Raw genomic sequence first — 24806 nt, 5'->3', positions numbered from 1 at the left:
GGCGAGGCTGGCCTCGGCGGCGACGCCCACACCACGATCGCCGGCACCGTCAGGATCTAGCCCAGCGCCAGATCCAGCTCGGCCTCGGACGAGGCCTCGGTGGCGTCGGGGTCGGTGGTTCGGCCGGTGGTGCGGGGGAGGAGCAGGCCGAGCAGGGTCGTGGCGATCGCGCAGACGGCGCCGCCGGCGAAGGCCCAGCGCAGGCCGCCGACCGTGGCCTCGGCCGACGCCACGCCCGCGTGGACCAGGTGGCTCTCGCGCGACTGGGAGATGACGACCAGCAGGGCGGTGCCGATGGCACCCGAGACCTGCATGATCGTGCCGAACAGCGAGCTGCCGTGGGCGTAGAGGTCGGTCGGCAGGTCGCCGAGGCCGACCGAGAAGACCGGGGTCATGACGGCGGCCAGCGAGGCCATCAGCACGATGTGCGCGGCCAGCAGCAGCAGGTACGGCGTGTGGGCGCCGAGCTGGCTGAGCGTGCCGAGCGCGACGACCGAGCAGGCGGCGCCGGGAATGACCAGCGGCCGGGCGCCGTACCGGTCGTAGAGGCGCCCGACCGGCGGGCCGAGCGCGCCCATCGCCAGGCCGCCGGGCATCACCAGCAGGCCGGTCTCCAGCGAGCTGAGGTGGCGGGTGTCCTGCAGGTACAGCGGCAGCAGGAACATCGAGCCGAGGAACGCCATGTCGACCGCGGCGAGCAGCAGCAGCGAGACGCTGAACGTGCGGTGGTTCAGGGTCCGCAGGTCCAGCAGCGGGCTGCCGACCCGCTGCAGGCGCAGCTGCTTGCCCACGAACGCCGCGACCAGCGCCAGGCCACCCACGATGATCAGCCCGACGTAGACGCTGTTGAGGGCGCCGGCCTCGCTGAGCCCGAACAGGAAGCCACCGAAGCCGGCCGCCGCGAGCACGACGCTGATCCAGCTGACCGGGGTGGCCTGGGTCTCGCCGATGTTCTCCAGCAGGCGCAGCCCGCCGAGGCCCACGACGGCCGCGATCGGCAGCATGAACACGAAGATCAGCCGCCACGAGCCGAGCTGCAGGATGACGCCGGACACGGCCGGGCCGAGCGCCGGGGCGCAGGACATCGCCATGGTCACGGTGCCCATGACCCGGCCGCGGTCGCGCTCGGGCACGACGGTCATCAGCGTCGTCATCAGCAGCGGCATCATCACCGCGGTGCCCGCGGCCTGGACCACCCGGCCGACCAGCAGGACCGGGTAGACGGGCGCGACAGCGCCGATCACCGTCCCGACGCAGAAGGTCGCCATCGCGACCCCGTACGCCCTCCGGGTGGTCACCCGCTGCAGGAACCAGCCGGTCACCGGGATGAGCGCGGCCAGCGTCAGCATGAACACCGTCGAGAGCCACTGCGCGGCCCGCGGGCTGATGTCGAAGTCGACCATCAGGCGCGGCACGGCGTTCGTCATGATCGTCTCGTTGAGGATGACCGTGAACGTGGCGCCGACCAAGAGCTTGATCACGAGCGGCGTGCGGCCGCGGGCGCCGTCGAGCCCGGCGGCGGCCGGGTCCGGCGCGAGGCCGCCGGACGGGAGGTCGCCGGCGGCGACGAGGCCATCGGTGTCCAGGGAGGCGGTCAACTCGGGTCCTTCAGATCGGAGGGCTCGGGTGGCGCTGCGTTGACGATCGGCCCGGCGGGGGGCGCAAACTCCGGTGCAACGCTCGACCTGCGTCTATGTATTCCGCACATCGTCGCCCGGCTGCCGTGCGGCGGTCAGAGCGAGCCGGCGATGCGACTGGTGCGCCGCACCTGCACGGCCCCGCCGACGCGGGTCGCGATGCCGCGGGCGGTCCGCGTCGCGGTCGCCCGCACCGTCGACGGGTGGCCGAGCGCGTCACCCTGGTCGACGGTGACGGCCGGATCCCGACCGGTGACGAGGAGATGGCCCGCCAGGCAGCCGGTGCTGTTCGCGTTCGCGACGTCCTCGGGCACCCCGATCGCGGGGGCGAACATCCGCGCCGCCGCGGAGGTCGCGGGGGACGGCGGGACGTAGACGAAACAGCCGAGCTGTCCGTGGCGGCGGCTCGCGTCGGCGAGCCGGTCCTGGTCGGGGCGCAGGGCGGCGAGGACGGACCGGTCCGCGACCGGGACCAGCAGGCGCTCGCGGCCCGGGGAAGCGACCGACACCTCGTCGTCGGGGTGCAGCGCGTCCGGGGAAAGTCCGAGGGCGGCGAGGAACGCCTCGCGTTCCGGCGCCGTCGCGGACCGGCTGTCCACGACGCCCTGGTCGAACCAGGCGTCGAACAGCGCCGGCCCAGCCGGCCTCGTCGGCGGTCGGAAAATGCCGGCCGCCTCGAACTCGCGGCCCGCCGCGCGCAGCCGGCCCTGGAACCCGCCGCGGGCGAGGGCCAGCACGGCGATCGCGGCGATCGTGCCGTGCCCGCAGTTGGGCAGCTCGCCGGCGCTGGTGAAGAAGCGGAGCGCACGGACGCGGTCGCCCGGCTCCACGACCGCCAGATGGGAGGCGCCCAGCCGGGCGGGAAGGCGCGCGAGGTCCGCGTCGCCCAGCTCGTGGCTGCCCGTGATGACCGCCGTGGGACTGCCGCCGACGCCGTCCCGCAGGCAGGCGGCAACCGTCAGGACGTCAAGGGTCTGCGCCATGCATCCAGAGTGCGGCCCGTAAGCGGACCGAGGTGGCCTATCGCGTCGCGGCCGCGCGCAGGACGGCCTGGACCTGCTCGCCCACCGCGGGGTCGGTGCCGGGCTCCGACATCCGGCTCAGCGACACGTTGTGGGCCCAGAGGATCTGGAGGATCTCCATGATCGGGCCGGTCTGGCCGGTCAGGTCGCGGACACCGCCGCCGGTTAAGGCGAACCGCGCGGGCACCAGCCCGTTGACGAGGGCGCTGCGGTCCCAGTCGATCTGGTACTCGCGGCTGGCCGGGTCGACCAGCACGACGAGCTGGCCGGCGTCCACGTTGGCCCGCCGTGCGCCGCCGACGGCGACCCGGGCGGCGGTGCCGAAGGCGAGGCCCGGCCCGGTCACCTGGAGGCTGAGCCTGACCTCCGGCTGGTCGTTGAGGACCGTGCCGGTCTGGGCCAGCTCCGTGATCCGGGCGAGGGCCAGCACGCCCTTCCTCCTGGCCGCGGTCCCGGCGGTGGCGTCTCGCCGCTGCCCAAGCGCGATCATCAGCCTGCTCCTGTCCCGCGAGGGCGGACCGCCGACCGTGACCCGGTCGGCCGCTGCCCACCTCGACCCGACTCGACCGAGGTTACCTACGTCACACGACATCTATCGCCGGACCCGTCCCGCGGGCAAGAACTAGTTCCGGCGCAGGTCACCCGTGGTGCGGGGCCGCGCCGCGCAGGGCGCGGGGGAAGTACACGGCGCCCGGGCCGTTGCCGGCCACGATGTCGCCGGGGTTGGAGATCGCGCAGCGGTCCAGCGACAGGCAGCCGCAGCCGATGCACGACTCCAGGCCGTCCCGCAGCTTGCGCAGGGCGGCGATCTGGTCGTCGAGGCGCTCGTGCCAGGAACGGGAGAGCCGGGCCCAGTCGTCCCGGGTCGGGGTCCGGCCGTCCGGCAGCGCCGCCAGCGCGGACCTGATCTCGTCCAGCGAGAGCCCGACGTTCTGCGCCGCCCGGATGAACGACAGCCGGCGCAGGACATGGCGCGGGTAGCGCCGCTGGTTGCCGGACGTCCTGGTCGCGGCCAGCAGCCCCTGGGCCTCGTAGTAGCGCAGCGCGGAGGCCGCGACGCCGCTGCGCTCGGACACCTCGCCGACGGTCAGCAGATCCGTCGCCTGCATGCCCAACCTCCTCGCCAGGGACAGCCCGGATGCCGCCCGCTTGACTTCAAGTTAACTTGAAGAATCACGATCGCGGCATGCCAACCAACCCAGTAGCACTGATCACCGGAGGATCCCGGGGGCTGGGCCGCGCGCTGGCCGGCGCCCTCGCCGACGGCGGCTGGCGGGTCGTCGTGGACGGCCGGGACGCCGCGCGGCTCGCCGAGGCCGTCCGCGCCCGGCCGTCCCTCGTCGCGGTCGCCGGCGACGTCACCGACCCGGCCCACCGGCGGGCCCTCGTCGACGCGGCGACGGGCCTCGGCCGCCTCGACCTCGTCGTCGCCAATGCCAGCGACCTGGGCCCGAGCCCGCTGCCGGCGCTCGCGGTCGCCCCGCTGGACGCGGTCCGGACCGCCTACGAGACGAACGTCCTCGCCCCGCTCGCGCTGGCCCAGCTCACGCTGCCGGCGCTGCGGGCGAGCGGCGGCACGTGGCTCGCGGTTAGCTCGGACGCCGCGGTCGAGGCCTATCCCGGCTGGGGCGTGTACGGGCCGACGAAGGCGGCACTCGACCACCTCACCGCCGTCCTCGGCGCGGAGGAGCCGGCGATCCGCGCGTACGCCGTCGACCCCGGCGACATGCTGACCGAGATGCACCAGCGGGCCTTCCCCGGCGAGGACATCTCCGACCGGCCCCGCCCGGAGCTGGTCGCGCCGGCCATCCTGCGCCTCCTGGAGACACGCCCACCCAGCGGCCGCTATCGCGCCGCGGTCCTGGCGTCGGCCGCCGCCCTGGCGGAGGCGGCCCGATGACCGGCCCGAGCGCGGCCGGCGCCACCAGGACGGCACCCCCGACCGGAGTCCTCGGGGGAACGGCGGAGCACGGTCACGACGTCACGGGCACCGTCGTGTTCGACCTGCCGGCAGGGCTCGAGGCGGCGGCCCCGCCGCCCAGCCGGGACGGCGTGCGACTGCTCGTCGCCCGGCCGGGCGACCTTCGGCACGCCCGGTTCAGCGACCTCGGTGACCAGCTCGCCCCGGGCGACCTGGTGGTCGTCAACACGTCGGGAACGCTGCCCGCCGCGGTGGCCGGCGTCCGCGCGGGCGGCGAGACGGTGGCCGTCCACTTCGCCACCGCTCTCGACGACGGCGACTGGGTCGTCGAGGTCCGCCCGGCGGGCGAGGCGGTCACCGGCCCGGTCGCCGACCTGCGCCCGGGGGAGCAGCTCGCCCTGCCGGCCGGCGTCCGGCTGACGGTCCGCGGGCCGCACCCGGCCGGCCAGCGCCGGCTGTGGCGGGCGTACGTCCCGGTCGACGGCGGGGTCGTGGCCTACCTCGCCCACGTGGGCCGGCCGATTCGCTACTCCTACGTGCCCGACCCGCAGCCGATCGAGGCCTACCGCACGGTGTTCGGCCGCGACCCGGGCAGCGCCGAGATGCCGAGTGCCGGGCGCCCGTTCTCCACCGAGCTGGTGACCGACCTGGTCAGCCGGGGGATCGGTGTGACGCCGGTCCTGCTGCACACCGGGGTCTCCTCCCAGGAACCCGGCGAGCCGCCGCAGCCGGAACGGTTCCGGGTCGGCCCGCAGACCGCGCGGCTGGTGAACGCGACCCGACGGTGGGGCGGCCGGGTCGTCGCGGTCGGCACCACCGTCACCCGTGCCCTGGAGTCGGCGGCCGCACCGGACGGGACGGTCCGGCCCACGGCCGGCTGGACCGACCTCGTCCTCGGGCCAGACCGGCCGGCCCGCGCCGTCACCGGCCTGGTCACCGGATGGCACGCGCCCGGCGCCTCGCACCTGGACCTGCTCGTGGCCGTCGCGGGTCCGTCGCTGGTCGCCGACGCCTACCGGGAGGCGGTGCGGGCCCGCTACCTGTGGCACGAGTTCGGCGACAGCTGCCTGCTGCTGCCCTGAGCCCGGCGCGGCGGGGCCGGTCGTCTCACCCGGGGGCGTCGGGCTCGCCGGCCGGCGTCGCGCTCACCGGGTGGGCCGCGCGGCGCCGGGTGGGGCCTGCCCTCGCCCGGACCGGGCCGGCCGGGAGCAGCGCCACGGCCGCGGCGGCGCCCAGCAGGAGGACCACCACGGCCGCGTCGGCGACCACGGTCAGGCCCAGCGGCCGGACGGCGACGCTGGACAGCGTGGCGCCCAGCAGCGCGGCGGTCATCTGCGCGGCCGCGAACGCGGAACCGATCCGCCCGAGCAGTGCCGACGGCGTCCCGCGCTGGAGCTCGACCTGGACGACGAGCACGAACGCGCCGCCGGGCACGCCCACGATCCCGATCGCGACCAGCGCGACGGCGAACGCGTGGGTGTGGAACAGCACGGCGAAGCAGCCGTCGATGACGGCGAGACACGCGGCGACCCCGACGCGCAGCAGACGGGCCTCGGCCACCCACCGCCCCACCGGGGCGCTCAGCAGGAAACCCCCGCCCAGCGCGGCGAACAGCAGGCCGACGCCGCCGGAGCCGCTGTTCAGCGTGTGGACCGCGTAGGGCACGAGCAGGACGTTGAGCGCCCCGTCCACCCCTTCGAAGACCGCCGAGACCAGGAGCAGCCCCCACAGGACGCGGTGGCCGCGCAGAAAGGCGACGGCCTCCCGCAGGTACACCGCCGCCTGGGGGTGGGGAGCGGGGCGCGTCGCGGCACAGGCGGTCCCGGGGCTCCGGCTCAGCGCGCGCACCCCGACGAGGGTCGACGCGGAGATGGCGTAGCTCGCGCTGTCGGCGAGCACGGCCGCGTGGAACCCGGCCGTGGCGTAGACGAGTCCACCCAGCGGCGCTCCGGCGATCCGCATGATCCCACCGGACAGGGAGAACCAGGCGTTCGCGTGGCCGAGCTCCTTGCCGCGCCCGACGACCGCCGGGATGACGGCCTGCCGGGCCGGCAGGAAGAACTGCGCGAGCGAGGCCTGGGCGAGCAGCACCACGTAGACCAGCCACAGCCGGTCCGCCTCGGCCAGGACCAGCAGCAGCATGATCCAGGCCCGGGCCACGTCGGCGGCGATCATCACCGTCAACCGGTCCATCCGGTCCACCAGGACGCCCGCGAGCGGCGGCCAGATGAGGGCCGGGACCATCTGGGTGACGAGGGCCAGCCCGGTGCCCAGCGTCGAGCCGGTCAGCTGGAAGACGTACACCGGTACGGCGACGACGAGAAACCAGTCGCCGATGTTCGACAGCAGCTGTCCTGACCACAGGAGCCGGAACCTGCGGTCGCGCAGCAGCGTCACAGCCTGCCCCCGAAGTCCGGTCACGCCCTGGCCGTCCGGCCCCGGCGCGCCACAGGGAGCGTTGAGCCGGCGACATAACCGTGGGAATCGTGCCTTTACCAGACCGCAAACGGCAAGGGCGATCGCGGATCGCCGCCCGAACGATTGCCGTCCGGACGGCCGCTCGCCGGACGATTGCCGCCCGAACGACCGCTGGCCGGACGATCGGCGCCCGGGCGGTGGCTCTCGCCTAGGACGGCTCGGTCGGGTTTCGCTCGGCGCCGGCGCGGCGGAACTGGGCGGCGCGGGAGCCGCCGAAGTAGTCGGCGTCGGTCTCCCACCAGGGCCGGGTCCGCTCGGCCTCCTCGGCCGCGCCGGCGCCCGGGGTCCCGCCGTCGGCCGAGGACGACGCGGCGAACGCGGGCTGGGCCAGCGTGAGGGCGTCGAGCTCCCGGTCGACCCGGGCCGCCTCCTGGGCGTCCACCTTGATCCACCGCCGGACCAGGAGGACGAGGAAGGGCAGGTCGACGACCTCGGCGACCGTCCAGAGGATCGTCCCGCCGACATGCTGGTCGTTCAGCGGTGACGGCCCCCACGGCCGGTGCAGGGACGCGTAGTACCCGGGCGCCAACAGGCCGTGGCGCAGCCGTACGAAGATGCCCGGGACCGCGTCCAGCAGCAGTTCCAGTACCCCGAAGAACATGCCCCCTGCGATCGCCAGGCTGGTCGTCGAGGTTCCCGCGTCCTCACCGGCCAGCGGCAGCGCGACCACGAAACCCGTCAGCAGCAGCGCGACCTGGATGATCTCCGCGACGCCCGCGTCACGCTGCGCCGCCGCGAGCAGCCCGGTGAAGTAGACGGCGCAGACGATGACGGGAACCAGCAGCGGCCCGAACGCGGGATGGGACGCGATCCGGAACGGTCCGCTCGCGCGCACCCGGTCGACGAACCGGCCCGACCGGCCGCCACCGGCCGCCACCAGCGTCAGCGGCCGGCCGAAGGCGAGGAAGATCGGCGCGACCAGCAGCAGCAGGATCACCTGCACCGTGAAGTCCCAGAACAGCACCCGCGCGTAGACGCCGACCCACCACAGCCCGGCGAGCACGGCCAGGCCGATCCCCGGCACCAGGAAGCTGAGCGTGCGGGCCACCGGCCAGCGTCCGCCGGCCCTGCGGACGCGGGCCAGGGCCAGCAGGTAGCCGGCGGCGGCGAGGGCGGCGAACACCACCAGCGCCGGGTCGAACGTCCACCGGCCGGCCGCCGACGGCCAGCCGAAGGCCGGCGGCCCGTGGTACGCGGCGAGGGCGGCCGGCGACGGGACGGTCGGCGTGACGGGCATGTCCGTCACTCTCACACAGCCCATTCCGCCGCGACGCGCGCCCGCCCGGGACCGGGCCGGCCCGCTAGCGGCGGTCGGGGGAGAAGTCGAGGATCTGGGTGAGCCGGATGTTGTTACCCGACGGGTCGCGGAAAGAGGTGTCGATGCCGTATGGCTGGGGCGTCGGCGGGTCGTTGAAGACGACGCCGCGGGCGGACAGGTCGTCGTAGGAGGCCTGGCAGTCGTCGGTCTCCAGGAACAGCGTGCCGCCCGCGCCCTTGGCGACCAGGTCGGCGAGCGCCGCGCTGACGCCGGCGTCGAACATCGGCGGCCGCGGCACGGGCATCAGGACCAGCCCGACGTCGTCCTGCCCGACCGGCCCGACGACGAGCCAGCGGAACGACCATTCGGCCATCGTGACGTCCGAGCGGACCTCCCAGCCGAGCTTCCTGGTGTAAAAGGCGAGCGCCTCGTCCTGGTCATGCACCCAGAACTGGGCGTTGGCAATCCTGATCATCGCTGCTCCCTGGTCGACTGGGCGCGACGCTATGGCGTCCGGTCAGCCGCCGGCTTCTCGAAACGTGCGGTTTCGCGGCCGGCCGTAGACGCGGGCGACGCAGTCGGGCACCCGGATGTGGCGCTGTGCCGGCGGGAAGCTCGCCCGGTAGGACGACGGCGTGACGCCGTAGATCCGGCGGAAGCTCGTGAGGAACGACCCGACGCTGGTCAGCCCGACGGCGAAGCAGATCTCGGTCACGTCGCGGTCGGTGTTGCGCAGCAGCGCGGCCGCCCGTTCGAGCCGGCGGGTGAGCAGGTACTGGTGTGGTGGCTGGCCGAAGGCGGCCCGGAACTCACGGCTGAAGTGCGCCGGCGACAGCCCGGCGGCGCGCGCGAGGTCCGCGACCGTGAGCGCCTCGAAATACCGGCCGTCAGCGAGATCCTTGGCGCGCAGCAGATGACGGGCGAGAGCCACCACCCGTCCAGTATCGCCGCCGGTGCCCGGCGGCCGACCGACCCGCGGGTCCTGAGCGTCGCGTTCGGCCGGGTCGGTCCCGTTCGGCCGCGGAACGCGAGTGCTCAGGCCTCGGCCGCGGGGGGTTCGCGGTAGAGCTGTACCTGCTTCTCGGTGTCGGTGAAGCCGAGGGCCCGGTAGAGGCGGATCGCGTGGTAGTCGGGGTCGGCGACGATGACCAGCGTGCGGACGCCCAGCTCACCGCGGCCCCAGTCGCCGAGGCGGTGGACCAGGGCCGACGCGAGCCCGCGGCGACGCAGGTCCGGATGCGTCTCGACGCTCTGGTAGCGGCCCAGGCGGTCGCCGTCTCCGTCGGCGAACAGGCCGGCGCTGGCGCCGAGCCGGCCGTCGACGAACACCCCGAACCAGGCGCCGTGGCCGGCGTCGCAGAGCGCGCGTTCCTCGGCGAGCTTGCGGGCGACGTACTGGCGGTACTCGGCGGACGCGTCCTGCTCTCCGTGGGCGGCCAGCCGCAGCTCGAAGGCCTCGGCCCAGTCGGCGTCGCCCGCGAGCGGGCGGATCGTGGCCCCGGCCGGCGGGCGTGCGGGCGGTGTCAGCCGGGTCGCGGTCAGGACCGTGTCCACCTCGACCGTCAACCCGAGCCTGGCCAGCTCGACGGCGTCGCCCGCGTCGCCGTCGATGCCGTCCACGCCCAGCGCGAGGTGGGCGGCGCCCGGGAACTCGCGGGCGAAGACGTCCGCCCAGCGGCCCGCGTCGCCCGCCGCGAACGGCCGGTCGACCAGCACGAAGTTCCCCCACCAGAACCCGGGATTGCCGGGAGTCCGGACTGCGAGGTATGACGGCCGCTCGGTGATGACGGCACCGGCCAGCCGCCGCAGCATCAGGTCGGTCCGAAATCCGAGCGAGACCACGTTCACCGGGCGAATTCTACGGTCGCGCTTCGGCCCATCCTGGACTACGGATGACCGCGATTCGATTACACACAGTAGTCTGACGGCATGGACGGTCGCCACTGCAGCGGGCCCGGCACGCTGGGCGCCGTGACCTGCACAGTCACCGACGAGGTCGCGACGCTCACGATGACCACCCCGTCGCTCACCGAGATCGCGAAGATCGCCCTGCGCGACGCGGTCGAGCGGGTCGCCCGGGACGACGCGGTGCGCGCCGTCCTGCTCACCGGCACCGGGGGCGTCTTCTCGGCGGGCCGGGACCTGCGCGAGCACACCGCCGCGGTGCGCGCCGAGGGCCGCGACGCCTTCGACGGCGCCGCCGACCACTACAGCCCGGTGGTCACGGCCCTCGCGACCATGCCGAAGCCGGTGGTCGCGGCGGTCAACGGCACCTGCGCGGGCGCTGGGCTCGGCCTCGCCCTGTCCTGCGACGTGCGGCTGGCCGCGGCCGGCGCGCGGTTCACCGCCGCGTTCACCGGCAGCGGCCTCACCCCGGACTCGGCCCTCGCCGCGAGCCTGGTCAAGGTGGTCGGCGGCGCCCGGGCCAGCGAGCTCGTGCTGCTGACCGAGCCGTTCACCGCCGACGACGCGCTCGCCTGGGGACTCGTCGCGCGGGTGCTGCCCGCCGACGAACTGCTGCCCGCGGCGGCCGCCCTCGCCCGCCGGCTCGCCGCCGGCCCGCCGCGGGCCTACGCGATCGCCAAGAGCGCCATGCGACAGGCCTGGGCCGCCTCGCTGGAGCAGGTGCTGGTCGCCGAGGGGCGCGACCCCGCGGCGCTGGCCGCCATCGATGACCACCGGGCCGCCGTCGAGGCCTTCCCGACCAAGCAGCCGCCACGGTTCACCGGGCGCTAGGTTCGCCGGGCGCCTGGACCGCGTCGCGCCCACCACCGGAGATCCCCGCCTGCTGTCTGACAACTAGCGGACACGATCCACCCCCAAGCCGACCGGACGGTATGGTTCGCCACGAAGTTGCGCCACAGGTGGTGTGGCGACAGGCGCCGAAGGCTCCGGGGGTGGTGCGAACGTGGATATCATGGGCCGGATCCGCGGCGAGTTCGTCGACATCATTGAATGGACCGACGACAGCCGGGATACCATTGTGTGGCGTTTCCCGCGCTATGAGAACGAAATCAAGATGGGCGCCAAGCTCACCGTGCGTGAGTCACAGGCGGCCGTCTTCGTCAACGAGGGTCAGATAGCCGACGCGTACCCGCCCGGCATGTACACCCTCGAGACGCAGAACATGCCGATTCTGTCGACCCTCAAGGGCTGGAAGTACGGCTTCAACTCGCCGTTCAAGGCCGAGGTGTACTTCGTCACGACTCGGCAGTTCACCGACCTGAAGTGGGGCACCCAGAACCCGGTGATCGTCCGGGACCCGGAGTTCGGCATGGTCCGGCTGCGGGCGTTCGGCGCCTTCTCCATGCGGGTGGTGGATCCGGGCCTTCTCCTGAAGGAACTGGCCGGCACCGACCCGCAGTTCCGCACCGAAGAGGTGTCCGAGTTCCTGCGCCAGCTGATTGTCGGCCGGCTCGGCGGCGCGCTCGCGAACGCCCACGTGCCGATGCTCGACCTGGCCACCCGCCAGGACCAGATCGGCGGGACGCTCGCCAAGGCGCTGACGGAGGAGCTCGCTCCGTACGGCATCGCCATTCCCAAGTTCGTCATCGAGAACATCTCGCTGCCGCCCGAGGTCGAGGAGGCCATCGACAAGCGCAGCCAGATGGGCATTCTCGGGAATCTCGACCAGTACACCCAGTTCCAGACCGCGAACGCGATCGAGGCGGCGGCGCAGAACCAGGGCGGCGCCGGCGAGGGTCTCGGGATCGGGCTCGGGATGGCGCTGGGCCAGCGCGCCGCGGGCGGCGTCGGCCAGCCCGGCTACCAGCAGCCCGGTTACCAGCAGCCCGGGTTCCAGCAGCCTGGCTATCAGCAGCCCGGCCCCGGTTACCAGCAGCCCGGTCAGCAGCAGCCCGGCTACCAGCAGCCTGGTCAGCAGCAGGCGCCGTCGGCCCCGCCGCCGCTGCCGACGCCCGAGCAGTGGTTCCTCGGCGTCAACGGCCAGCAGCTCGGCCCGTTCGACCGCGGCCAGCTCGCCCAGCAGATCTCCGGCGGCCAGCTGCGGCCCGACACGCTGGTCTGGAAGAACGGCATGGCGGCCTGGACGGCGGCGGCTCAGGTCGCCGAGGTAGCGCCGCTGTTCGGAAGCGTCCCCCCGCCGCTCCCGCCGCAGGCCTGAGCGCGTCCCCACAGCTGAGGAAGCAATGACCGATCAAGGGTTCCAGCAGGCTTCGGTCGCGTCGGCGACCTATCCCTGCGGTGGGTGCGGAGCGCGGCTGGAGTTCGCGCCAGGCTCGACGTCGATGCGGTGCCCGTACTGCGGGTTCACCCAGGAGATCGCGGCGGGGGACCGCGAGATCCACGAGATCGCGATCGAGAACCTGGCGACGCTGCCCCGCAAGCCGGTCGGCAGCATCGGCGCCTACGTCTACGTCTGCCAGCGCTGCGCGGCCCGCAGCGAGTCGAACGAGACCGCCACGCTCTGCCAGTTCTGCGGCTCGCCGCTGGTGATCGACCCGGCCGCGACCGGGCAGATCGTGCCCGAGGGCGTGTTGCCGTTCGGCCTCGACCGGAGCGCCGTGCGTGACGCCGTCCGGAAGTGGACGTCGTCGCGGTGGTTCGCGCCGAAGGCGCTGAAGAAGGTCACCGAGACCGAGTCGATGAAGAGCACGTACGTCCCGCACTGGACGTTCGACTCGCGGACCTTCTCCGGCTACGACGGCGAGCGTGGCGACCACTACTGGGTCACCGAGTCCTACACCGACAGCGAGGGCAAGCAGCAGACCCGCCAGGTGCAGAAGACCCGCTGGCACCGGGCGAGCGGCAACGTCGACCGGGTGTTCGACGACGTGCTGGTGCCCGGCAGCTCGGTGCTGCCGCCGAAGAAGGTCGACGACCTGGCGCCCTGGCCGCTGGACGCCGCCCAGCCGTTCCAGCAGGAGTTTCTCGCCGGGCACTTCGCGCTGCGCTACGACCTCGAGCCGGAGTCCGGCTTCGAGGAGGCGAAGAACCGGATGGCCCCGGTCATCGCCGAGGACGTCAGGCGCGACATCGGCGGTGACGAGCAGCGGATTCACCACGTGAACACGCAGCACAACAACGTCACGTTCAAGCTGATGCTGCTGCCGCTGTGGATCGCCACGTTCCTCTACGCGGGGCGCAGCTGGCAGATCCTCGTCAACGGCATGACCGGCGAGATCCAGGGTGAGCGGCCGTACAGCAAGCTGAAGATCTTCTTCGCGGTGGTCGCCGCGCTGATCGTCATCGGCGTGATCGGCTTCCTGGTCGCCGGCCACGGCGGGCACCACCACACGGGCACCACGACGAGACACTGACGGCGTCGTGGGTGGGCGGGCCAGGCCGGCCGTCCACCCACGACGCCCGCTCGTCGCCGGGAGTCCCCCTCAGGCGCGGGCCCCGGTCTTCGCGATCCGGGCGTACTCCTCCTCCAGCACCTGCTTGGTGAGCACCTCGTCGGACACGTCCAGCGCCTCGGGGCCGGCGTCGGCCAGGTCGCTGCGGCGGGCGTAGGCGTCGAACTCGACGCGCTTCGCGGCCAGGATCTCGACCAGCCGCTGGTCGACGCTGTCGGTCGTCAGCAGGCGGTGCACCTGCACGGTCCGGATCTGGCCCATCCGGTGCAGCCGGGCGATCGCCTGCTCCTCCAGGGTCGGCTTGACCTGCGGCTCGCACAGGATGACGACCGACGCCGCCTGCATGTTCAGCCCGGTGCCGCCGGCGACGATCTGGCTCAGCAGCACCGCCGGCGCGGGCCGCCGGCCGAAGTCGTCCACCAGCTGCTGGCGCTCCTCGGCCGCGACCGCGCCGGTGATCGGCCCGAACACCGCGCCGCACTCCGGGTCCGCCCGCAGCCGCCGGCCGACGATGTCCAGCACCTCGAGGAAGAACGAGAAGACGACCACCCGCTGGCCGTTCTGGCCCGCCTCGCGGGCGATGTCGACCAGCCGGTCGAGCTTCGCCGAGTGCTCCGGGTCGCCGGTGAAGGCCACCCGGCGCATCGCCATGAACTTCCGGTCCAGCACCGCCTTGCGGTAGGCCGCCTGCTCGGCGCGTGAGCCGCGTTCGAGCCACTCGTCGGTCGAGACCCGGTCGGGCAGCTCGGAGAGCACCTCGTGGGTGTTGCGACGCAGGTAGACCGGCGCGACCAGCGTCCGGAACCGGGCCGGGGACAGCTCCGGGGTGTCGCGCGGCCGGCGGGCCGCGGGGTTGACCGGCAGCAGGCTCGGCTGCAGGTACCCGACCAGCTGGCGGAACTCGTCGACGCGGTTCTCCATCGGCGTGCCGGTCAGGAACAGCACCCGGTCCACGAGGTCGGCTCGGTTGACCAGCGCCCGCAGCGCCTCGGCCCGCTTCGTCGCCGGGTTCTTCACGTAGTGGGCCTCGTCGGCGACCAGCATCGCGATGCGTGGCCCCGGCGGCCCGGCGGCGACGGTCCGCCTGCGGCGCACCCGGTCCCGCTGGGTCGGCACGTCGACCCGGGCCCGCAGCGCCGTGGGGAGCTCCAGCGCGCTCAGCGTGTCGAACGTGGTGACCGCGACGCCTCCCTCGGCCAACCAGCGCCGCGCCGCGTCGGCCCGGTCCGGGCCGTGCAGGCGGTGCGCCGTCAGCGTGCTGTGCCGGGCGATCTCGCGCAGCCAGTTGACCAGCACCGACGTCGGGCAGACGACCAGGAAGTGGGTCTGGTCGAGCGCCCGCAGGTGGGCGAGCGCGGCGATCGCCTGGACCGTCTTGCCCAGGCCCATCTCGTCGCCGAGGATCACCCGGCGCTGGGCGAGCGCGAACTTCGCGCCGAACGCCTGGTACCCACGCAGCGACACGGTCCGGAACTCGCCGTCCAGCCGCTGCTCGCGGACCCGGGCCGCGATGTCCTCGGGCAGCTGACCGGCCGCCGCGTCGGTGGTGTCCCGGATTCCGACGATCTCGCCCAGCAGCCCGTAGTAGCGGACCGCCGCGCGCTCGAAGTCGCCCCAGACGCCTGTGTCGCCCGGCGCCGTGCGCGCGAGCCGGCCCGCCGCCGTCAGCCGGTCGGCGATCCCGGCCGTCTCGGCGTCGTCGAGCAGCCGCCTTACCTGGTCAAGCACCTGACGGGCCGCGACCCGGCGCCGTTCGCCGGCGAACAGCATCCGGGTCCGGCTACGCGTGGGCGCGGCGGCCGTGACCAGCGCGGGCAGGTCGTTGGCCAGCACCCCGGCCGGTCCGCGCACGTCGTCGAGCGCGTCCGCGAGCTGCACCACGCGGCGCAGCCAGCGCAGCAGGTCGGTGGCCCGCTCGTCGCTGGGGTCCATCGCGACCCGCAGGCCGAGCCGCTCCTGCGCGGCCTGGTCGAGCGCCCGGGCCGCGGCGATCGCCCGGTTGGCGGACACCGCGCCGATGCCGGGGTGCGCGTCGAGCACCTCCGGACGCTCGTCGACGAGGTCGGCCACCGTGCGGTAGCCGGCCCGGCGCAGCGCCGGGAACGGCAGCCGGTCGTCGGCGGTGTCCTTCAGCCGCTCGACATCCATCGTCGCCAGGTCGCGCCGCGCCAGCGTCGCCCGCACCACCTGGAAACGCCGCGCGACCTCGGTACGGGCGTCCTCCTCGCGGGCGAGCGCGTCGTCCGCGAGGTCCCGCAGCGCGGTGGCGTCGTCCAGCAGCCGCCGCGCCTCGACGCTGCCCACCGGCGCCTGCTTCTCGTCCGGCAGTCGAAACGCCATCCCCAAAACCCACCTCACGTGCTCAGGACCGACCGCGCCGCGCACTCAGCGCGACGCACCGTCGACATACCCACCGAAGACCGCTTTTTCCCGCACTTCCGGCGAAAATGGTCGCCACCCGGGTCGCGATCGAGAATTATCCTCGAACACCCGTTCGCTCGGCTAGGCGGCCCCCGAGTGCGGCCGGCGCGGACGAGTGCGCTCGGGCCGAGCACACGCCCAGTGACGGGCGACGAGGAGGACGTGAGACTGGTCATCGACGGTCCCGATCGTGGCCAGCTGGAGGCAGGCTCGCGACGTGGGGTTGGCAGACGACGCGCCGGCGGCGGAGATCCGCCTGGACCCGGCGATCGTGCGGGACGCGCCAGCTGAGGCGGTCCGGGACGCCCGGCTGGACCGGGCGATCATGCGGCTGGCGTTGCCCGCGTTGGGGGCGCTGGTCGCCGAGCCGCTGTTTCTGCTGGCCGACACCGCGATGGTCGGGCATCTGGGCACCGCGCCGCTGGCGGGGCTGAGTCTCGCGTCGTCGGTGCTCGGGACCGCCGTCGGCCTGATGGTCTTCCTGGCCTACGCGACGACGCCGACGGTCGCCCGGCTGCGCGGCGCCGGGGACGAGCGGGCGGCGGTGGCCGCGGGCCTGGACGGGCTGTGGCTCGCCGCCGGGCTGGGAGCGGGGCTGGCGCTGCTGGGCTGGTGGGTCACCCCGTCGCTGGTGGGCGCGTTCGGCGCGGACCGGGCCGTCGACGCCCAGGCGTCCCGCTACCTGTCGATCTCGATGGCGGGCCTGCCGGCGATGCTGCTCGTCTTCGCCGCCGCCGGCCTGCTGCGCGGCCTGCACGACACCCGCACGCCGCTGGTCGTGGCGGCCCTCGGCTTCGGCGCGAACGCCGCCCTGAACGCGGCGTTCATCTACGGCGCCGGCTGGGGGATCGCCGGCTCGGCCACCGGGACGGTGCTCGCCCAGTGGGGGATGGTCGTGGCCTACCTCGGGGTGGTCGCCGGGCACGCTCGCCGGGTCGGCGCGAGCGGCCGTCCGCGCGGGGTCGGGGTGCTGCGGGGCGCGCGGGCCGGTTTCTGGCTGTTGCTGCGGACGGCGAGCCTGCGGGCCGGGCTGCTGCTGGTCACCTACACGGCGACCGCGCTCGGGTCGGACGAGCTGGCCGCGTTCCAGGTCGCGATGACGCTGTTCGCCACGGCCGCGTTCGCGCTCGACGCGCTGGCGATCGCGGCCCAGGTGCTCGTCGGTGACCGGCTGGGCGGCGGTGACCTCGCCGGGGTGCGGGCGGTGCTGCGCCGCTGTGTGGCCTGGGGTGTGGGCAGCGGGGCCGCCGTGGGAGTCGTCCTCGCGAGCCTGGCCTGGGTGCTCGGGCCGGCGTTCACCAGCTCGGCCGCGGTCGCCCGGCTCGTCGTCCCGGCGGTGCTGGTCCTCGCCGCGGGCCAGCCGCTCGCCGGTCTGGTCTTCGTGCTCGACGGCGTGCTCATCGGCGCCGGCGACAACCGTTACCTCGCCTGGACCGGCCTGGCCAACCTGGCCGCGTTCGCCCTGCTGGCCGGCGCGGTCCTGCGCTGGGCGCCGCGCGGCGAGTGGGGCCTGGTCTGCCTGATGGGCGCCTATGCGGTCGGCTCCCTCGCGGCCCGCGCCGGCACGCTCTCACCGCGCGCCTTCGGCTCCCGGTGGCTGGCCGGGGGCGCCGCCGGGGCCTCCCGCGTCTGACGGGTGCCCCGGACCCCTGCCATGGCGGGCGGCGATGTCCGCGGCGTGGCGGCGGAAGCTGGCGAGGGCGTGCCGGACGGCGAGGCGCTCGGCCCGGTCCGGCCGCAGCAGCGCGAGCAGATGCCGGCCGGTGTCCAGCCCGGCCAGCTCCCGCAGCTCCAGGCCGTGGCCGGTCGGGGTCGTGAACCGGGGGAGGACGGCGACCCGGTCGCCGCGAGCCACCAGCGCCTCGACCAGCCGGTTGTCCCGCAGACGCTGGACGACCATGACCGGCCGCCCGGTGGCCGCCTCGACCGCGAGGCGGATGACGTCGAACGGGTAGCCGAGCGGCACGCCGTACCACTCGACCTCGATCAGCTGGGCCGCCGTCACCGTCGGCCCGTCGGCGAGCGGATGGCCGGCCCGCATGGCGATGTCGAGCGGCTCCCTGGCCAGCGCCACGGTGACCAGGCCCTCCGCGCCCGGCGGCGGGCCCGCGTGCAGGCTGTGCCCGATCACGATGTCGTAGTCCGTCGCCAGCCGGCCGTACTCCTGCTCCGGCAGGTCGACGTCGTCGCACTCCAGCCGGATCGCCGTCGTCTCCAGCTCGGCCAGCACGCCCGGCAGCAGCAGGGTCGCGGCGCTCGGCAGGGCCGCCACGCGGACCAGCCCGGCCGGCTCGCCGCGGAACTCGTCGAACCGGGCCTGCACCTCGGCGAGCACGCGGGCGACGTCCCGGCCGGCGCCGGCGAGCAGCCGGCCGGCGTCCGTCAGCCGGACGCCGCGCCCGTGCGGCTCGACCAGCCCGACGCCGAACTCCCGCTGGGCGGTGCGCAGCTGCTGGGAGACCGCCGACGGCGTGCGATGGGTCGCGACGGCGACGGCGGTGATGCTGCCGCGTTCGGCGAGGTCGCGCAGAAGCTCCAGGTGGCGCACGTCCATGTAGGCAGCCTACAGAGACATTGAATTAGCTTTCACTTGTCCTAATATGTGGCCTCGGGGACAGTCGAGGTATGCCGCCGCGTCACCGCCTGCTCGCCGTCGTCGTCGCCATTGCCTGGGGCCTGAACTTCCTCGCCATCGACGCCTCGCTCCGGCACTTCCCGCCGTTCCTGTTGGCGGCGGTGCGATTCAGCGTCATCGCGATTCCGACGCTGTTCCTGGTGCCCCGGCCCGCCGTCCCGACGCGCCTGCTGCTCGGTTACGGGCTCGGTTTTGGCACGCTGCAGTTCCTCTTCCTCTACTGGGGCATGCACGCCGGCATGCAGCCCGGGCTCGCGTCCCTGGTGCTGCAGTCCTCGGCGCCGTTCACCGTGCTGCTCGGGGCCGTCGGGTTCCGCGAGCGGGTCACCCCGCGCCGGCTGGCCGGCCTGCTGGTCGCCGTCCTCGGCCTCGGCGTCGTCGGCTGGACCCGGGCGCACGACGCGGCCGCGTTCGGCCCGTTCCTGCTGGTGCTCGCCGGCGGCTTCGGCTGGGCGATCGGGAACGTCTGCAACGCCCGGGCGCACGCGCCGAACCCGTTCCACCTCACCCTGTGGATGTCGGTCGTGCCGCCGGTGCCGATGCTGGCGCTGTCCCTGCTCGTCGAGGGGCCGCACCGGGTCGCCGGGGCGTTCACCACGACCGGCCACCTCTGGAGCGCCCTCGCCGGCCTCGCCTACACGGTCGTGATCGGCACGTTGCTGGGCTCGGGCATCTGGAGCTGGCTGATGGCCCGCCACCCCGCCGGCCTGGTCGCGCCGTTCTCGATGCTCGTGCCCGTCGTCGGGCTGTCCGCCGCGGCGGTCCTGGTCGGCGAGCGGCTGTCGGCCGCCGAGATCGCTGGCGCCGTCCTCGTCGTCGGTGGTGTGCTCTACGGCGCCACCTCGAGGTCTGGCGCGGTGCCGACCAGCGCGGCCCGGCGGTCCGCCGGGCGCGCGGGCGGTCCCGCGGCACCGCCCGGCGAGCCGGCCGAGGCGAGAGGCCCCTCTCGGGCCGGCCGCGCTCCCTCGCGGTCCGTGTCCGTGCCGCCGGCCGCCTAGCGGCGCCGCCCGCACGCTTTCGGCGACGGATGTTCCGGACCACGGGAAAGCCGCTGTCGGCTTCCGGACATTGGCGTGACCTGGGTTCGCCCTCTGGGAGTCTCACCCCAACCGGGCGATAAATGCCCGTTTGGTACGTTGTGGCGCTCTCGTTCATGGGGGCGGGCTTGGGGGGCAGGACGCGGCCTGGACCGCTCCTGGCGGGCTGGCCATGGGCCGGGCGAGCACGCCCACATCGTTCGTCGCTAGCGAAGAGGGGTTTTCACGTTATGGCACGCATCGGAGGCCGCGATGTCGCGACCTACGACATCGGGGTGCTAGGAGCTGGCCTCGTCGTCTTCATCTCGAGCTTCCTGCCGTGGTACGGCGTGAAGCTCAACCGGTACAACTACTCCTGGAGCGCCTGGCACTCCGGCTTCCTGGCGTGGTTCCCGGTCCTGCTGTGCCTGGCGATCGCGGGCCTGGTGGCCGCCCAGGTCCTCGGGCGCTTCCGGATGCCGGCCGTGGGACCGATCCCGCCGGCGCTGGTGTTCACGATCGCCAGCGGGTTCGCCCTGCTGCTCATCGTGATCCGTTGGGCCACGCTGCCGGACGTGCCGGCCTACCTGGACTCCGACGTCAAGTCCGGCGCGCGCGCCGGGCTGTTCCTCGGGCTGTTCGCGGTGCTCGCGCTGACCGCGTTCACCGCCCTGCGGCACGTGTCCGGCGCCGGCCAGACCCCGGCCGCCGGCCCGCCCGGGTACCCGTACGGCCCCCCGCAGCCGGGCTGGCCGCAGGGCCAGCAGCCGGGAGCCCCGCAGCCGGGTGCCTACCAGCAGCCGCCGCAGGGCGGGTGGCAGCAGGGCCAGCAGCCGGGCCAGGTCCCCGGTGGCTGGCAGCAGGGGCAGCCGCAGGGCGGCGACCCGCAGAGCGGCTGGCAGCAGTACCCGCCGCAGCAGGGCCAGCAGCAGGGCGGCTGGCAGCAGTACCCGCCGCAGCAGGGTCAGCAGCAGGGCGGCTGGCCGCAGAACCCGCAGGGCTGAGGCCCGCTGGCCGCGGTCCCGCGCGGGCGGGACCGCGGCAGCGGCCGGTATGCACCGCCGGCCGGCGGTGCAGCTCCGGTCGGCCCCGGCACGCGGCGTCGGTGCCGGCGGCGCCGTGTCCGTCCTCACAGTGGCCGACGTTGGGTGAGCGCCTCGCGGGCGGGGCGTGGCCGGTGCGGGCGGCCCGGTCACCGCCCGGCGCGCTTGTCGGCCGCGGTGGGGGGCCGGTGGCAGTGGGTGGCGAGGGCGCGGGAACGTGTCGGGATTTGTCGGGCCGAGTGTTCTTCCACGTTGGCGTGTGAGTCGGGTTACCGGGGATTTCGGGGTTTGCCAGGGCCGGGTTCTGGCTGTCATGGTGGTTCTCGTGCCGCGCTGGACGGTGGGGCACACGCCGGGCGGGACGCCTTTTCTTTGCCCCCGCGTCACGGCGTTTTCTTCGGACCTGTTCGGCAGGGACCGAGGGTGGGCGCGTCACCGAGGTGGCGCCTGGCATCGTAGTGTCGATGCCCTTTCCGGGATACGGATTCCAGGCCGATTTTCGCCGGGCTGGAGTGCGCTCGGATTTCTGCCTGTCTTCGGAGGCGTGGGAAAGGACTTCAATCTTGCTTCGTGGCCTCTCCACCCGTGCCCGTGCGATGATCGCTACCCCGGCGTTGGCCGCGGCGGTCGTCGGGACCGGTCTGGTCGCCACCCAGCCTGCTTCCGCTGCGGCCCGGCCGTCGGCGGCGCATTTCCTCTCGGCCGTGGTGCCGTGTGAGTCGGGCGGCAACCCCCGCGCGGTGAACTCTATCGGTGCCGGCGGACTTTTCCAGTTCCTGCCGTCCACCTGGCATGGACTGGGCGGAAGGGGTCTGCCGCAGAACGCCTCGGTCTCCGAGCAGTGGGCCAAGGCCTACAAGCTCTACGCCCAGCAGGGCACCAGCCCGTGGTACGCCTCGAAGGGCTGCTGGGGCCACAAGATCTGAGCCTCACGCCTCACGTGGCGTCGACCGAACATTCACGAAGCCCCGCGTCTCGCGACGCGGGGCTTCGTGCCGTGCCGGGCGAGCTGCCGTGCCGGGCGGCCCGGCATGGGTGCGCCGGCCTGCCCTTCCGGACGGGCTTACTCAGCCGCCGACGACCGGCAGGACCGGGACGCAGATCGGCGGCTTGGGGTGTTGGGGATCGAGCGCGTTCTCGACGAAGCGCAGGGCCACGCGGTCATAGGCGATCGAGATGTGGTCGGAGCCGTCGAGGATGCAGCTGTCCTGCAGGGTGATGTTCTTGACGTTGGATCCGGACAGGAACGCCGAGGTGTAGGGCGTGACGATCTCGTCGTACCTGGTCTCGATGACGGTGTAGTGGACGCTGGGCCGGGTGCCACCGCCGGCGTTGAGCGCCGTGAGGAACGGTGATCCGATGATCTGCTCGGCACACGAGGCGCAGGCCGAGGCGACGGTGCTGGACAGGCCGAGGGCCTGGGCGATCTGAGCCAGTCCGTCGAGGGTCGTGCCGTGGTTGGACGGCGCGAGGCCGATCAGCGAGTTGACCTTCGCGTCGCCGCCGAGGTTGTTGATGTAGTAACGCGGCAGCATGCCGCCCTGGGAGTGGCCGACGAGGTCGACCTTGGACGCGCCGGTGGCGGCGAGCACCTGGTCGACGAAGGTAGCGAGCTGGGCCGAGCTCTGCTCGATCGGGGCGGTCGCCTGGATGTAGGCGTCCGGCGAGGCGCCACCGATGTTGGGCGCGAAGACGCAGTAGCCGTCGTTCTTCAGCAGCGGCGCGAGGGCCTGCCATTCGTTCGTCTTGTCCGCGAGCGTGCCGTGGACCAGGACCACCGGCCTCGGATGGGCCGCGCTCGGCCGGCAGGAGAAGTCGTTGGAGCCGGGCGGGTCGGCGTTCGGGTGCGCCAGCGAGATCGCGACCGCCGCCGGGAAGTTGTAGATGACGGGCAGCGGTGCCGCCGCCGACGCGGCGGCGGCCGTCGCGGCTCCGCCGGCGAACAGGGCCGTGACCAGCGCCGCCGGCAGCGCGATCAGTGCGGCGCGTCGGGGTAATCGGCGGCGCGGGCGGTGGACCAGCATGAGCGACCTCCGGGGTGCTGCCGCCCGGGCCGGCCGGGCGCCGGACCGGAGCGGATCTGGTGGGTGGAGATAGTTACCTACTGGTAGGTAGGAAATGTCTAGGAAATCTTGCGGCCCCGTCACGGCTCGCGGTCGGCGTTGTTCTCGGACGCTGGAGGCTGACCAGGAAGATCTGGCGAGCCGTGGTCCGGTGTGCCGGCCGCTGACCGCCGATTTGTGCCGTCGATGCCCTTGATCGACTAGCACTTTGGTGCCAACAGGCGCCGCGCCCGCGCGCCGCGATCGCCGCCGGCCCGTGGGATGGCGGTCGGGAGGCGTCCGGCGCCGCTGTGTCCGGCGTCGCCCTGTCCGGCGCCGCGACACGGCGGCGGCGAGGCGCGGGGCGGGTCGGCTCCGCTATCGTTGACCATGAGGAGCCTGAGTAGCGCTACTACTCGCTGGTGGGTATCGGGCCGGGTTCTCGGCGGCGCGGGGGTGCTGGCGTTCAGCATGTCGCTGCCGGCGACCCGGGTCGCCGTCGAGGACCTGAACCCCTGGTTCGTGGCCTTCGCGCGGGCGGTGGGCGCTGGCCTCCTCGCGTCCGGCTACCTGAGGCTGACCGGGTCACCCCGGCCGACCCGCGACCAGTGGCGGCGGCTGGCGGCGGTGGCGCTGGGTGTCGTGTTCGGGTTCCCGCTGCTGACGTCGCTCGCGCTGACGTCCCAGACGGCGGCGCACGCGGCCGTCGTCATCGCGGTGCTGCCGGCGTGCACGGCCGTGTTCGCGGTCCTGCGCGGGCGCGAGCGTCCGCCGCCGCTGTTCTGGGCCGCGGCGCTGGCCGGGCTCGTCGCGGTGCTCGCGTTTCTGGTGGCCTCGGGTGCCGTGTCCGGTGGCGTCGGACCGGCGGACCTGGCTCTGCTCGGCGCCGTCGGCCTGTGCGGGCTCGGCTACGCCGAAGGCGGCCGGCTGGCCCGTGAGCTGGGCGGCGCTCGCACCATCTGCTGGGCGCTGGTCGGTTCGCTGCCGCTGACCGTGCCCGCGACCGTCGTGGTGACGATCCTCGACCCGCCGGGCGCCGCGCCGGTCAGCTGGCTGGGGTTCGCCTACGTGACCGTCGTGTCGATGTTCCTGGGCTTCTTCGCCTGGTACGCCGGCCTTGCCCGCGGCGGTGTCGCCAGGACCGGCCAGCTGCAGCTCGCCCAGCCGGTCCTCACGCTGGCCTGGTCGGCGCTGCTCCTGCGGGAGCACGTCAGCCCGGCCGCGCTCGCCGTGTCCGCGCTCGTGCTCGCCTGCGTCGCCCTGACCCAATACACGCGGTCCGGCGACGCCAGGAGCGGGGACGCCCGGAGAAACGTAAACGGAGCAATCGGGGCTCAGCGCCAATGGGAACGCCAGTGCGACCCCGCGGCCGGACTTTCGAACGCACGCAAACAATGAGATGTACGGACGGGCCCACCGTGTGGGACGCTGACCGCGACGCCGCCCGCGGCCGCACGGCTTCACCCGGACGGTCACGGCCAGGCGGTGCGCGGCGCCTCACAGCGGAGAGTTCATGGCCCCCTCTGCCGATCGGACCGAGATCAGCGCACGGCTCCTGATCCTCACCGAGGATCGGGTGCTGCTGGCCGGCCACCGTGGGCGGACCTGGTATTTCCTGCCAGGCGGCCGGCTCTCACCGGGCGAGACCATCGAACACGCGCTGCGCCGAGGGACCGGTCAGGAGACCGGCTTCGACATCCGCGCGCTGGACTTCGTCGGCTGCGTCGAGCATGACTACTCCGTCGGCACCGACAAGGTCCATGAGCTGATGACGGTGTTCGCCGCGCCGTTGCCGTGGGCCGCGCAGATCATCAGTCATGATCCGGAGCTGCATCTGTTCTCGGTCGACCTCGACGACCTCGCTCGACGCGACCTGCGCCCGGCCGCCCTGAAGAATATGATCTTCGACTGGGTTCGGGACGCCCGGCCGGCCTGGCGGACCAGCCTGCCCGCCGGCTGACGCCCCGGCTGGCCGGCGGCCGCGCGATCGAGGCCGCGCGGTCGAGACGGCCACC

General features: G+C 73.8%; 23 protein-coding genes. 11 read left to right on the top strand and 12 right to left on the bottom strand.

The window, feature by feature from the left end; genetic code table 11:
- Positions 1-56: 56 nt before the first annotated feature.
- From FRAEUI1C_RS24940 to soxR, 4 genes are all read right to left on the bottom strand, one after another.
- Positions 57-1598, bottom strand: a complete 1542-nt coding sequence (locus FRAEUI1C_RS24940; protein WP_013426132.1) for an MDR family MFS transporter — start codon at positions 1596-1598, stop codon at positions 57-59.
- 134 nt (positions 1599-1732) lie between these two features.
- Positions 1733-2620 (bottom strand): PhzF family phenazine biosynthesis protein, encoded by an 888-nt coding sequence (locus FRAEUI1C_RS24935; protein WP_013426131.1) that lies wholly within the window; start codon positions 2618-2620, stop codon positions 1733-1735.
- A 37-nt stretch (positions 2621-2657) separates the two neighbouring features.
- Positions 2658-3149: a hypothetical protein gene (locus tag FRAEUI1C_RS24930; protein WP_157735033.1), complete on the bottom strand. Its 492-nt coding sequence runs from the start codon at positions 3147-3149 to the stop codon at positions 2658-2660.
- A 148-nt stretch (positions 3150-3297) separates the two neighbouring features.
- On the bottom strand, positions 3298-3768 hold the full coding sequence (soxR, locus tag FRAEUI1C_RS24925) for a redox-sensitive transcriptional activator SoxR (RefSeq protein WP_013426129.1): 471 nt from the start codon (positions 3766-3768) through the stop codon (positions 3298-3300).
- A gap of 77 nt (positions 3769-3845) precedes the next feature.
- Between soxR and FRAEUI1C_RS24920 the strand changes: the two genes are divergently transcribed.
- Entirely contained in the window at positions 3846-4559 is a 714-nt protein-coding gene (locus FRAEUI1C_RS24920; protein ID WP_013426128.1) for an SDR family NAD(P)-dependent oxidoreductase, read from the top strand.
- Positions 4556-5662, top strand: coding sequence for an S-adenosylmethionine:tRNA ribosyltransferase-isomerase (locus tag FRAEUI1C_RS24915; RefSeq protein WP_013426127.1), 1107 nt, complete (start codon positions 4556-4558; stop codon positions 5660-5662). Before FRAEUI1C_RS24920 ends, FRAEUI1C_RS24915 begins: the two co-directional genes overlap by 4 nt.
- 25 nt (positions 5663-5687) lie before the next feature.
- Here the strand turns inward: FRAEUI1C_RS24915 and FRAEUI1C_RS24910 are convergent, their stop codons facing one another.
- The 5 genes from FRAEUI1C_RS24910 to FRAEUI1C_RS24890 all read right to left on the bottom strand — a co-directional run bounded on the left by FRAEUI1C_RS24910 (position 5688) and on the right by FRAEUI1C_RS24890 (position 10164).
- Positions 5688-7001 (bottom strand): MFS transporter, encoded by a 1314-nt coding sequence (locus tag FRAEUI1C_RS24910; RefSeq protein ID WP_198318626.1) that lies wholly within the window; start codon positions 6999-7001, stop codon positions 5688-5690.
- A gap of 205 nt (positions 7002-7206) precedes the next feature.
- On the bottom strand, positions 7207-8295 hold the full coding sequence (locus FRAEUI1C_RS24905; RefSeq protein ID WP_013426125.1) for a cytochrome c oxidase assembly protein: 1089 nt from the start codon (positions 8293-8295) through the stop codon (positions 7207-7209).
- A 64-nt stretch (positions 8296-8359) separates the two neighbouring features.
- Entirely contained in the window at positions 8360-8791 is a 432-nt protein-coding gene (locus tag FRAEUI1C_RS24900) for a VOC family protein (RefSeq protein WP_013426124.1), read from the bottom strand.
- 42 nt (positions 8792-8833) lie between these two features.
- A complete protein-coding gene (locus FRAEUI1C_RS24895; protein ID WP_157735032.1) occupies positions 8834-9250 on the bottom strand; it encodes a helix-turn-helix transcriptional regulator in 417 nt (138 codons plus the stop codon).
- A 101-nt stretch (positions 9251-9351) separates the two neighbouring features.
- Positions 9352-10164, bottom strand: coding sequence for a GNAT family N-acetyltransferase (locus FRAEUI1C_RS24890; protein ID WP_013426122.1), 813 nt, complete (start codon positions 10162-10164; stop codon positions 9352-9354).
- 81 nt (positions 10165-10245) lie between these two features.
- Here FRAEUI1C_RS24890 and FRAEUI1C_RS24885 point away from each other — a divergent pair, with 81 nt between their 5' ends.
- The 3 genes from FRAEUI1C_RS24885 (at position 10246) to FRAEUI1C_RS24875 (ending at position 13595) form a co-directional block, all read left to right on the top strand.
- Entirely contained in the window at positions 10246-11052 is an 807-nt protein-coding gene (locus tag FRAEUI1C_RS24885) for an enoyl-CoA hydratase/isomerase family protein (protein WP_013426121.1), read from the top strand.
- Positions 11053-11233: 181 nt separating this feature from the next.
- Positions 11234-12439 (top strand): SPFH domain-containing protein, encoded by a 1206-nt coding sequence (locus tag FRAEUI1C_RS24880; RefSeq protein ID WP_198318861.1) that lies wholly within the window; start codon positions 11234-11236, stop codon positions 12437-12439.
- A gap of 25 nt (positions 12440-12464) precedes the next feature.
- On the top strand, positions 12465-13595 hold the full coding sequence (locus FRAEUI1C_RS24875) for a TFIIB-type zinc ribbon-containing protein (protein WP_013426119.1): 1131 nt from the start codon (positions 12465-12467) through the stop codon (positions 13593-13595).
- 69 nt (positions 13596-13664) lie between these two features.
- On the opposite strand, the gene FRAEUI1C_RS24870 is transcribed toward FRAEUI1C_RS24875, so the two are convergent.
- Positions 13665-15974 (bottom strand): DEAD/DEAH box helicase, encoded by a 2310-nt coding sequence (locus FRAEUI1C_RS24870; protein WP_013426118.1) that lies wholly within the window; start codon positions 15972-15974, stop codon positions 13665-13667.
- Positions 15975-16272: 298 nt separating this feature from the next.
- Here FRAEUI1C_RS24870 and FRAEUI1C_RS24865 point away from each other — a divergent pair, with 298 nt between their 5' ends.
- A complete protein-coding gene (locus tag FRAEUI1C_RS24865; protein WP_013426117.1) occupies positions 16273-17688 on the top strand; it encodes an MATE family efflux transporter in 1416 nt (471 codons plus the stop codon).
- On the opposite strand, the gene FRAEUI1C_RS24860 is transcribed toward FRAEUI1C_RS24865, so the two are convergent.
- Positions 17626-18609, bottom strand: coding sequence for a LysR family transcriptional regulator (locus FRAEUI1C_RS24860; RefSeq protein ID WP_013426116.1), 984 nt, complete (start codon positions 18607-18609; stop codon positions 17626-17628). The two genes, FRAEUI1C_RS24865 and FRAEUI1C_RS24860, sit on opposite strands and share 63 nt — an antisense overlap.
- Positions 18610-18680: 71 nt before the next feature.
- Here FRAEUI1C_RS24860 and FRAEUI1C_RS24855 point away from each other — a divergent pair, with 71 nt between their 5' ends.
- From FRAEUI1C_RS24855 to FRAEUI1C_RS24845, 3 genes are all read left to right on the top strand, one after another.
- Positions 18681-19688, top strand: a complete 1008-nt coding sequence (locus FRAEUI1C_RS24855) for an EamA family transporter (protein WP_013426115.1) — start codon at positions 18681-18683, stop codon at positions 19686-19688.
- 269 nt (positions 19689-19957) lie between these two features.
- Positions 19958-20710: a hypothetical protein gene (locus FRAEUI1C_RS24850; RefSeq protein ID WP_013426114.1), complete on the top strand. Its 753-nt coding sequence runs from the start codon at positions 19958-19960 to the stop codon at positions 20708-20710.
- Positions 20711-21345: 635 nt separating this feature from the next.
- Entirely contained in the window at positions 21346-21675 is a 330-nt protein-coding gene (locus FRAEUI1C_RS24845; RefSeq protein ID WP_013426113.1) for a transglycosylase family protein, read from the top strand.
- A gap of 141 nt (positions 21676-21816) precedes the next feature.
- Here the strand turns inward: FRAEUI1C_RS24845 and FRAEUI1C_RS24840 are convergent, their stop codons facing one another.
- Complete coding sequence (locus tag FRAEUI1C_RS24840; RefSeq protein WP_013426112.1) at positions 21817-22773, bottom strand: esterase/lipase family protein; 957 nt, start codon at positions 22771-22773, stop codon at positions 21817-21819.
- 408 nt (positions 22774-23181) lie between these two features.
- On the opposite strand from FRAEUI1C_RS24840, the gene FRAEUI1C_RS24835 reads away from it, so the two are divergent.
- Together FRAEUI1C_RS24835 and FRAEUI1C_RS24830 are read left to right on the top strand one after the other, a co-directional pair.
- A complete protein-coding gene (locus FRAEUI1C_RS24835) occupies positions 23182-24189 on the top strand; it encodes a DMT family transporter (protein ID WP_157735031.1) in 1008 nt (335 codons plus the stop codon).
- 115 nt (positions 24190-24304) lie between these two features.
- Entirely contained in the window at positions 24305-24751 is a 447-nt protein-coding gene (locus FRAEUI1C_RS24830; protein WP_013426110.1) for an NUDIX domain-containing protein, read from the top strand.
- Positions 24752-24806 lie beyond the last annotated feature (55 nt).

This window comes from Pseudofrankia inefficax (assembly GCF_000166135.1).
In the GTDB taxonomy this organism is placed as follows: Bacteria; Actinomycetota; Actinomycetes; order Frankiales; family Frankiaceae; genus Pseudofrankia; species Pseudofrankia inefficax.
Note: the sequence above shows the minus strand (reverse complement) of the source record. Positions and strands in the feature narration are given on the sequence as shown.